Origin of the sequence: Gracilibacillus halophilus YIM-C55.5 (assembly GCF_000359605.1) — a bacterium.
GTDB classification, from domain to species: Bacteria; Bacillota; Bacilli; order Bacillales; family Amphibacillaceae; genus Gracilibacillus; species Gracilibacillus halophilus.
Genome location: NZ_APML01000027.1, coordinates 23,894 through 34,125, shown reverse-complemented (window position 1 = coordinate 34,125; position 10,232 = coordinate 23,894). Strand labels below are relative to the sequence as shown.

Genomic DNA, 10,232 nt, shown 5'->3' with positions numbered 1-10,232 from the left:
ACAATTTTACGGACTTAATCCGATTTACAAGGAAATCTAGCTAGAGGGATGTATGGATTTCCCAGTAATTTGCGATTTACAAGGAAATCTAGCTAGAGGGATGTATGGATTTCCTGGTAATTTGCGGTTTACAAGGAAATCTAGTTAGAAGGATGTATGGATTTCCCGGTAATTTGTGATTTACAAGGAAATCTAGCTAGAGGGATGTATGGATTTCCCGGTAATTTGCGATTTACAAGGAAATCTAACTAGAAGGATGTATGGATTTCCCGGTAATTTGCGGTTTACAAGGAAATCTAGCTAGAGGGATGTATGGATTTCCCGGTAATTTGCGGTTTACAAGGAAATCTAGCTAGAGGGATGTATGGATTTCCCAGTAATTTGCGATTTACCAGGAAATCTTTGTGCCGATAGATCCCCATTTCCCAGTAATTTATAGATTAAGAGGAAAACCACTTGATCAATTTACATATGTCCCGGTAATCGTTATAAAAAAGTTTGCCTATTTTTAAAAACTTTGTTTAATCGATAAACTTATTGTGTTATAATTATGATAACGCTTTAATGAAAGATTACATATTAAAAGCGATGTATACTATTTTGTATCGAGGTGAAAGAAAATGACTACTATTGAAAATCCGATTTTGACAGGTTTTAATCCAGATCCTAGTATTTGCAAGGCAGGCGAAGATTATTATATTGCTGTGTCGACTTTTGAGTGGTTTCCTGGTGTCGGAATCTATCATTCGAAAGATTTGAAAAATTGGCGACTCGTATCTAGGCCATTAAATCGTTTGAATCAATTGAATATGAAAGGTAATCCCGATTCTGGTGGTGTTTGGGCGCCGCAATTATCATATCATGATAATCAATTCTATTTGATTTTTACCGATGTGAAGGTAACAGGTGGCCAGTGGAAAGATTCGCATAATTATTTAGTGACGTGCGACTCGATTGATGGGGAATGGTCTGATCCGATATATCTCAACAGTTCAGGATTTGATCCCTCTTTATTCCATGATGATGATGGTAAGAAATATTTAGTCAATATGAAGTGGGATCAACGTGTGAATCATCATCAATTTTACGGAATTGTGTTGCAAGAGTATGATCCGAATCAAAAGAAACTTGTAGGAAAGCCAGAACTTATTTTTAAAGGAACTGAAATAAGATTAACCGAAGCACCACATTTATACAAATGGAATGGTTATTACTACTTATTAACTGCTGAAGGTGGTACCCGTTTTGAACATTGTGCTACAATTGCCCGTTCTAGAAATATCAGTGGACCTTATGATGTTCATCCAGAAAATCCGTTAATTACGTCATATCCATATCCTCATAATCGGTTGCAAAAAGCAGGGCACGCTTCGATTGTTCACACGCATACAGATGAATGGTTTTTAGTCCATTTAACGGGACGGATTTTGCCAAAAGAAGGACAACCCTTATTAGCGCCGCGTGGTTATTGCCCACTTGGCAGAGAAACGGCGATTCAGCGTATAGAGTGGAAAGATGATTGGCCATATGTTATCGGTGGAAATCAACCTTCGCTGCAAATCGAAGGACCGAATATCGAAGAAGTGAAATGGGAACCGGATTATCCCGTGAAAGATGACTTTGATCATGAAACACTGAATTTACATTTTCAAACGTTACGTATTCCACTTGATGAAAATACATTATCATTAACCGATCATCCAGGTCATTTGCGTCTATATGGAAAAGAATCATTGTCATCCAAGTTTACACAAGCATATGTAGCAAGACGCTGGCAACATTTTCATTTTATAGCGGAAACGAAAGTGGCTTTTGAACCAGATGATTTCCAACAATCAGCTGGGTTAGTCAATTACTATAATACAGAAAATTGGACATCCTTTCAGATTTCTTGGCATGAGGAGAAAGGGAAAATCATTGAGTTGTTTACTTGTGATAATGGCGACTTTTCTCAACCTATAAGTGGACAAGAAGTTGTTGTACCGACTGACGTTGAATCTATTTACTTACGTGTCCACGTGAATACATCAACTTATACGTATTCTTATTCGTTTGATGGAGAAAATTGGACAGAAGTACCTGTCACGTTTGAATCTTATAAGCTGTCTGATGATTATGTTCGTAGCGGTGGGTTCTTCACAGGCGCGTTTGTAGGTATGCAATGTCAAGACACGTCAGGACAGAACAAGCATGCAGATTTTGATTATTTTATTTATAAGCCACAAGAATAAAAACAGCCGAGCGTCAATGCTCGGCTGTTTTATGTCTCAATTATTCGTCAGATGGTTTCTTTTCCATTACTTGGTCAATTAAACCATACTCTTTTGCTTTTTCGGCATCCATGAAGTTGTCACGATCCGTATCGCGCTCAATGACTTCGAGTGGTTGACCAGTTCGTTCAGAAAGGATTTTGTTTAATTTCTTGCGCATCTCTAGAATACGGTTGGCATGAATTTGAATATCACTTGCTTGCCCTTGTGTACCACCTAATGGCTGATGAATCATCACTTCACTGTTTGGCAGCGCATAACGTTTGCCAGGCTCACCAGCTGATAATAGGAATGCACCCATAGATGCAGCCATTCCGATACAGATTGTAGAAACATTTGGTTTAATAAATTGCATTGTATCGTAAATCGCCATACCAGCTGAAATTGAACCACCTGGTGAGTTGATATAAAGTGAAATGTCTTTGTCTGGATCTTCAGCTGCTAGAAATAGTAGCTGTGCGACAACTGTGTTTGCTACATTATCGTCAATGCCACTTCCAAGCATAATAATGCGGTCTTTCAATAAACGTGAATAAATGTCATATGCACGTTCACCGCGATTGGTTTGTTCAATGACTGTAGGGATTAAATTCATTTACAATTCCTCCTTTAAAACTCGACTCCATTTATTCTATGTGAACTATGTTTATGATAACTTAATGGTCAAAAAAGGTCAAAAGAAATGATTCATATATAGTAACCTTTTTTCGCTACCATCATCATACCCTTACGTATGGAGATATAAACACGTTTCTTTTTATTCTAGGATGTTTTCTTGAACATATCCAATAATTCGTTTGAAGATAGGTAAAGAAAGGATTGAAATTTATTGCTTCCTTCGTTATAATATATCTTGTCGCCAATTCCACATGGCTTACTTCATTACCATATACGCCCGTAGCTCAGGGGATAGAGCAATGGTTTCCGGTACCATGTGTCGGGGGTTCGAATCCTCCGGGCGTACTTCTTTAAACCCTTGATATACAAGGGTTTTTCTTATGTTTTAATATAATTATTAATAGTTACAATTATAAAATTGGTAACATAGTGGTAACATTGCTTTACATACTGCTTTCACTAATCTGATCCTGCTTTCAACTTATCTTGCTTGTTATATTTATAATGTCTTTTTAGCAGGAACACATCTGATTCTGAAATGGAAATAGAGCGATAACTAGAGTTATTTTTGAGATAATGATATACCTATTCTCATCTTTTTGTAGCTGCTTTCATCGGAATGAGACAAGGTGAAATTTTAAGTTTAAAAGGATTCATTGACTTCGATAATAAGAAGATATACGTCAAGAGAGTTTTAATACAACGTTATATGAAACTGCAATCTAATTTGTCGATATAATTGAAGGAATTTTAGGATGTTTGGTTTATATGATAAAATAAGTTCAAGAACGTTATTCAACTCCCTCAGTTAGATCCAAATTACTCGTAAATGCTAACGGGGCAGAATAATTTAACAAGGCGTAGGAGGAAAATATGAAGAAATATGCTGTTTTAATGGGTATTATATTTTCACTTGGTGTGATGGTAGGTTGTTCAGAAGAAAAAGAAGCGTTTAATGATGAGAATATTATTTTTATAGTTGAATCTGATACGATTGAACTAACAAATCAATCTGGGTTTGACTTAGACAACCTTTCTTTGAAAATAAGCTATCCTTTGAATGATGAAAAATTAAAAAATAGTAATGCTGAAAGAGAAGTCCTTAAATTTATTGAAGAAACTAAGATTAAATCGAATGATACTAAAGAAATTTCAATTCCACATAATCTTAAAGAGGGTATTGAAGTTGTTGACTTGGAGATTGACTTTAAGGGCAATGTTATTGAGGGGAATGAGAAGGTACCTTTCAATATTGGTGGTTCATTAAGTGCCCTTGTTTCAAACCCTTAACTTAATTAAAGTAACGGGTTGCGTTAGTTGAAGAAGAATTTACAATAACTAAGAGCTTGGTGCGTCCAAGCTTTTTTTCGTTATCTTAAATAGATAATGTCATTCCAATCAGATTTATTTGTGGTCAATCCTAATCGTTGAGCAGGTTTTCCAACGTGGAGATTTTCTGAATGAAACTATCGACAAAATGGTTATTAACGTTTAATATCATTTTTGCACTATCCTTATTTGCCTTAAAAACACTTTCTAATTTTTGGGCAACAGCATCTTGCATGTTTGGTAACATATGCGAATATGTATCATCGTTAAAGTGCCAAAAATACAATAGTTAGCCATATACAAGAACGTTGATCCACCAAAGAGTATTCGCAGACGTAGACGAGGGAACAACAGCATTAGAAGTGACAGAACATATAGATGGTGAGACAGTCGCCATTGTGGCGATCACAGATCAAGTGGTATACCTTTTTCATTAACGGGGAGCGTTAGTATGAGCTTCAAGACTAGAAACGCTAGGTGCGCTTTTAATTTTTAACGCTATCCGTTTATAATTACTGTTCATCAATTTTATACCATCTTAAATCTTCATTTATGTTAATATGTGTTGCATTCTCAGGATAGCCATAATAATAAAGCTCTTCACCTTCTTTATTGGTGGCAACTGCATTAAGTTGGTTAATAGGTTTACTATAGGAAAATAAGAAAGTAATGGGTTCGCCTATCTTTATTTTCTTTTTCTTCGTGTATGGCTCTGCACCTGCTTCAATATATGCAACTTCTTTATCGTTGGATATTACGCTCATCATTGTGGCTTCTTCGTCTTTTGTTGTATAACGAATACCTCCAATTGTTTGAATGTCACCAGACCTAAAAGGAGTATAGGTTGATACATCACTATGGTAGAAAAAACACTTCTTTTCAGATAATACCGTATGATACATTTCTTCTTCGTCACTCTTAAATAAGTAAATAACAGATGAACCGATATCATGTTGTTCTACTACATCTGCATCTACTGGAAGGAAGTCATGACTTTTAGCAGCACTAAATGCAGTAAACCTATATCCACTAAAAAATAATATAACGATTATTATAATGATAAATGGTAATATGAATATCCATTTTTTCATTCTCAAGGTTCCTCCTAAACGACGAATATAATCAACACCAGACTTTTAAAAAATAGTTATACCTAGGGGGATTTATTTATCCTTCATTTTCCTCTTTCCTTCCTCAAATTCACCCCAAATCAGATAACCGACACCTAAAATGATTAAAATTATCTCAAAGGGTGGAATCTGACGATCGATTAAGGAATAGACACTCGAGAACCATTCTTCACTCATTGTATGTGAACCTGCGAAGATGGCGGTGGTCATGTATTTTAGGCTGTAAATGATAAAACTTGTAGAGATAAATATTGCGCCTGTTGTCCTCTTCGACATATCATCTCACCATCCATAAAAGTTAATTTTTATCAAACAAATCAAAAAAAATAACTAAAAGTAATGATATTTGTCAATGAATAGTTTACCATAATTATGTAGAACGAAAAACGGCAAGGAGCTAGTACTTCTGTGTATTATGGTTTTAAATATCAAATTTCTTCTGAGATATGTAGAGGAGTGACATTAACATGACTGTAAAAATAAAAAAGTGCACCTATGAAGATTTACATTTACTTCAAGAAATAAGTGTTGAAACATTCAAAGATACATTTAAAGAGCAAAATTCACCTGAAAATATGAAAGAATACTTAGAAAGAGCATTTCATTTAAAACAATTAAAAAAGGAATTATCCAATCATTTTTCGCAATTCTTTTTTGTATATTTTCAACATGAAATCGCTGGATATTTAAAAATTAATATGAATGATGCTCAATCTGAAGAAATGGGTGATAATTCTCTTGAAATTGAGAGAATTTATATAAAGAATAGTTTACAACAACACGGGCTTGGTAAGTATCTGCTAAATAAAGCTATAGAAATTGCGATGGAACATAATAAAACACAAATTTGGCTAGGTGTTTGGGAAAAAAATGAAGGTGCTATTGCTTTTTATAAAAAAATGGGTTTTGTACAAACTGGTTCCCATTCCTTTTTTATGGGGGATGAAGAGCAAGTGGACTTTATCATGACTAAAACAATCAAATAATTTGTTGAAATGCATTCATTCAATAACGAAAATTCTTCTCTGAAGCACTAACGGGAAACGTTATTGAGTGTGTATTAACTATATGTAAAGAATTTTAAATCTTTCCACTTTTCGTTGACAGAATATGACTATTATGCTAAATTATTATTGAATTCACAAAACAATGTACATTGTTTTGATGACAACTCCATATGAACTCTTATCAAGAGAGGCGGAGGGACCAGGCCCAATGATGCCCGGCAACCATTAAGTAGCGACTTAAAAGGTGCTAATTCCTGCAGGAGATCATGACCTGAAAGATAAGAGGAAGTTCTGTATTACACAACAACGGCCTTCTTCTTATTGAGGAAGGTTTTTTATTGTTCAAAAATTCCTACATGAATAAACAACACTTGTTGTCATACTCTTATGGAGAGAGGTGAAGGGACTGGCCTTATGAAACCCAGCAACCTTTAGACACAAAGAGGAGGGACTGGAATGGTTATGACAGAAAGTAAATCATTATTAAAACAGTATGAAGAAGAAGCGAAAGAAAAATTGCCTGAAGATATTGTCGAATATTTAGAATCACATACGCGACCAACAAATGTTCAACCATTGATTCAAACAAATATAGAAAAACCATATACGGATAAGCTTTCTCCCCTTTTATTAGGGGCAGTCGGTGCGCAAACGTATTTTCATCAAGATGGAGAATTAGCGACTGCTTTAGCTGCATCCCAACAAAAAATACCGTTTATTGTCGGCTCCAATGCGTCATATAGTATTGAAGAAATTGCGGATGCTATTCCGAAACATTCAACCTGGTTTTTGACACATATGTTTCAAGATCGAGAGTTGAGTAAGCATTTCGTTCAGCGTGCTGAATTGGCAGGATGTCAGGCTATCGTTATTGCTGCATCTAATCGCCCAATTGTTGAACATGCGGATCAACTAGATAAAGGCAATGCGAATTTTGTCGTGGATCCAATTTTCCTCCAAAAAACATATAACGTATCAAAAGATGAGTATCAAGAACTCATTCAGTCAGAATATGATAATCCTAATATTTATTGGGATGATATTCATTATTTGCAACAATACACGAATCTGCCTATTTATTTGTATGGAAACTTGTCAGCTGAAGATGCTCGAGTTGCTCTTGAATATAAAATTCAAGGATTTATTTTAACGCGTTTTAAGGCGTTTAACATCGCAAGACTATCATCGATTCGAACGATCGTCGGCGATTCATTTGATTTAATTGTTGAATCTGATATTACCTCGGCTGAAGAATTGCAACATTTGATTCATGTCGGTGCCGATGCAGTTTCGATCCAAAAACCATATATTTATAGCTTAACGGCTTCAGGTCACGAAGGTATAGAATCATTGATTAATCAATTTTTGAAATAGTAAAGCGTTTAAGATATAGTGTAATTATAGATTAGCGATACATTGAGCATATACATTCAACATGTCAAAAAAGATGAGGGGAATTGTAATGGTTGATAAAACTAAGCTGCGAAAAGTTGTTGTCGTAGGGACAGGTTTAGTAGGGACGAGTTATGCGTATGCTTTATTGAACCAAGGCACTGTGAATGAACTCGTGCTCATTGATATCGATCAAGAAAAAGCAGAAGGAGAAGCACGTGATTTAAACCATGGTATGCCGTTTGGAAATCCGATGAACATTCATGCAGGCGATTACCGTGATTGTCATAATGCAGATTTAGTCGTGTTAACAGCAGGAGCTAACCAAAAGCCAGGTGAAACAAGATTAGACTTAGTCACAAAAAATGCAAAAATCTTTAAGGACATCGTTGGAAAAATAGTAGATGCAGGTTTTCAAGGGATTTTTGTCGTTGCCACAAATCCTGTCGATATTCTTACTTATGTCACGCGTGAAGTGAGTGGTTTTCCTCAAGAACGCGTAATTGGTTCAGGTACCATTTTGGATACAGCAAGATTTCGTTATTTATTAGGGGATTATTTTCAAGTGGACCCAAGAAATGTGCACGCTTATATTATTGGCGAACACGGTGATACCGAATTGCTGTATGGAGTCATGTCCAAATTGGTGGTGTCCCCCTCGATCAATATGCAGGTATTGAGACTGTCGACCAAGATGATGATATGAAAGACATTTTTGATCATGTGCGTGATGCGGCTTATCAAATTATTGAAAGAAAAGGGGCCACTTATTATGGGATTGGACTTGGCCTGGTTCGATTGACGAAGGCGATATTAAATAACGAAAATTCAATTGTAACGATATCAGCTCAATTAAATGGCGAATATAATGCGGATAACGTATATATTGGGGTGCCAGCGGTTGTCAATGAACATGGAATTCGCGAAGTAATTGAATTAGACTTAACGGATGCAGAACAAGAACAGTTCCAACAATCTGTGGACGTGATCAAAAAAATGAACCAAACAGCCTTAGGTGCAATGAATGAAAATGGAAAAGGTGATTAACTCGTGGTTGTAGATTTTTACACGAAAACAAATTGTGAACTATGTGACGAAGCGCGTATCATATTAGAAATGGTGCAACAACAATATGGATTTCAGTTACGAGAACACGATATATATGAGGGAAGTGATCAAATGTTTGAGACCTATCATTTGATCATTCCCGCGATACAAGTCGACGGTGAACTAGTTGCTTATGGAAATATTGATCTAGAAACGGTTGAATTATATTTTAAAAGCGAGAAAAATAGAAAATAGTTGAGTACTGTCGGCGCTTTTGATACAATTAATATTGAAGTTATTTTTTTCGTCTAAGTGGGACGTTTTATGACTAGGAGGGACAGATATTTCCCGCGACGTATAAAGGGGCGTTTTCCGATTGAAAGATCTAATTGAGATTCAAGAAAAATTGTTCCCTGAAGTTGTGACGATTATGCAACGCAGGTATAAAATTCTACATTACATAAAAAACCTGCAACCCATTGGTCGTAGAAGTTTAGCAGATTCGATCGACCTCAAAGAACGAATTGTTCGAAGTGAGACCGAGTTTTTGAGTGCACATGGTTTTATTGTAGTGACTGCAAAAGGCATGCGTCTGACAGAAGATGGGAGCGACATGGTTGAGAAGTTACATCTGATGATGAGTGAAATTTCCGAATTTCGTGTTTTAGAATCACAGATTAAGGACAAATTACAATTGGACCATGTTATCGTCGTACCGGGAAATACAGATGAGCAACAATCTGTAAAGAAAGCTTTAGGAAAAGCTTGTGCTCAATTCCTCAGTAAAATTATAACTTCGGATCAAACCATCGCGGTTACGGGTGGAACATCAATGGCGGAAGTTGCCGAGGAGATGAATCCTTTACCGGAAGCGATGAACTGCACATTTGTACCAGCACGAGGAGGCTTAGGTGAACAAGTAGAAAATCAAGCCAACACGATTTGTGCTCAAATGGCGAAGAAGGCAAATGGTAATTATCGTATGCTTTACGTCCCTGATCCATTAAGTGAAGATACGTATCACACCATCATTGAAGAGCCTGCTATTAAAGAAATTTTAGAACTTATTCATGATGCAAATATTATTTTACATGGCATTGGTGATGCGTTAACGATGGCAAAACGACGGAAAACGTCACAAGACATTTTGGATCATTTAACGAAGAGTCAGGCGGTTAGTGAAGCATTTGGCTATTACTTAGATCATGAAGGAAATGTGGTCTATAAAGTCCGTACAGCTGGCATGCAATTAGAGGATTTAGAACATGCTGATTATGTGATTGCTGTAGCCGGTGGAACGTCTAAAGTTGAAGCCATCAAGTCGTATTTTGAACAGGGAAAAAGTAATGTGTTGATTACAGATGAGGCAGTGGCGAACGAGTTGTTAAAGGGAACTTCCCTTTAAATATAAACTTTGTGAAATACAAGGAGGAAAAATC

The 10,232-nt window shown here is 36.1% G+C and carries 9 protein-coding genes, 1 tRNA gene, 1 pseudogene and 1 riboswitch; of the genes and pseudogenes, 9 read left to right on the top strand and 2 right to left on the bottom strand.

Going from position 1 to position 10,232, the window contains the following annotated elements; translation table 11 throughout:
* Positions 1 to 620: 620 nt before the first annotated feature.
* Complete coding sequence (locus J416_RS07980) at positions 621 to 2,231, top strand: glycoside hydrolase family 43 protein (protein WP_003468199.1); 1,611 nt, start codon at positions 621 to 623, stop codon at positions 2,229 to 2,231.
* Between the two features lie 40 nt (positions 2,232 to 2,271).
* Here J416_RS07980 and clpP read toward each other — a convergent pair whose 3' ends face one another.
* Positions 2,272 to 2,865 carry an ATP-dependent Clp endopeptidase proteolytic subunit ClpP gene (clpP, locus tag J416_RS07975; RefSeq protein ID WP_003468196.1) on the bottom strand — a complete coding sequence of 198 codons (594 nt, stop codon included), beginning with the start codon at positions 2,863 to 2,865 and terminating at the stop codon, positions 2,272 to 2,274.
* Between the two features lie 296 nt (positions 2,866 to 3,161).
* Between clpP and J416_RS07970 the strand changes: the two genes are divergently transcribed.
* From J416_RS07970 to J416_RS16450, 3 genes are all read left to right on the top strand, one after another.
* A tRNA-Arg gene (locus J416_RS07970) sits at positions 3,162 to 3,233 on the top strand.
* 528 nt (positions 3,234 to 3,761) lie between these two features.
* Positions 3,762 to 4,178 carry a hypothetical protein gene (locus tag J416_RS07965; protein WP_003468195.1) on the top strand — a complete coding sequence of 139 codons (417 nt, stop codon included), beginning with the start codon at positions 3,762 to 3,764 and terminating at the stop codon, positions 4,176 to 4,178.
* Positions 4,179 to 4,525: 347 nt separating this feature from the next.
* Complete coding sequence (locus J416_RS16450) at positions 4,526 to 4,654, top strand: hypothetical protein (protein WP_276116526.1); 129 nt, start codon at positions 4,526 to 4,528, stop codon at positions 4,652 to 4,654.
* 75 nt (positions 4,655 to 4,729) lie between these two features.
* On the opposite strand, the gene J416_RS07955 is transcribed toward J416_RS16450, so the two are convergent.
* On the bottom strand, positions 4,730 to 5,308 hold the full coding sequence (locus tag J416_RS07955) for a hypothetical protein (RefSeq protein WP_003468191.1): 579 nt from the start codon (positions 5,306 to 5,308) through the stop codon (positions 4,730 to 4,732).
* A gap of 506 nt (positions 5,309 to 5,814) precedes the next feature.
* Here J416_RS07955 and paiA point away from each other — a divergent pair.
* The 5 genes and pseudogenes from paiA (at position 5,815) to J416_RS07925 (ending at position 10,198) form a co-directional block, all read left to right on the top strand.
* The gene (gene paiA, locus J416_RS07945; RefSeq protein WP_003468187.1) at positions 5,815 to 6,333 is read left to right on the top strand and encodes a spermidine/spermine N(1)-acetyltransferase; all 519 of its coding nucleotides are present in this window, start codon (positions 5,815 to 5,817) and stop codon (positions 6,331 to 6,333) included.
* Between the two features lie 196 nt (positions 6,334 to 6,529).
* Positions 6,530 to 6,639, top strand: a riboswitch (SAM riboswitch).
* Positions 6,640 to 6,810: 171 nt separating this feature from the next.
* Positions 6,811 to 7,728 carry an alpha-hydroxy-acid oxidizing protein gene (locus J416_RS07940; RefSeq protein WP_003468186.1) on the top strand — a complete coding sequence of 306 codons (918 nt, stop codon included), beginning with the start codon at positions 6,811 to 6,813 and terminating at the stop codon, positions 7,726 to 7,728.
* 88 nt (positions 7,729 to 7,816) lie between these two features.
* Positions 7,817 to 8,793 (top strand): annotated as a pseudogene (locus tag J416_RS07935) (L-lactate dehydrogenase).
* Positions 8,794 to 8,796: 3 nt separating this feature from the next.
* The gene (locus J416_RS07930) at positions 8,797 to 9,048 is read left to right on the top strand and encodes a glutaredoxin family protein (protein WP_003468174.1); all 252 of its coding nucleotides are present in this window, start codon (positions 8,797 to 8,799) and stop codon (positions 9,046 to 9,048) included.
* A 121-nt stretch (positions 9,049 to 9,169) separates the two neighbouring features.
* Positions 9,170 to 10,198 carry a sugar-binding transcriptional regulator gene (locus tag J416_RS07925; protein WP_003468173.1) on the top strand — a complete coding sequence of 343 codons (1,029 nt, stop codon included), beginning with the start codon at positions 9,170 to 9,172 and terminating at the stop codon, positions 10,196 to 10,198.
* Positions 10,199 to 10,232 lie beyond the last annotated feature (34 nt).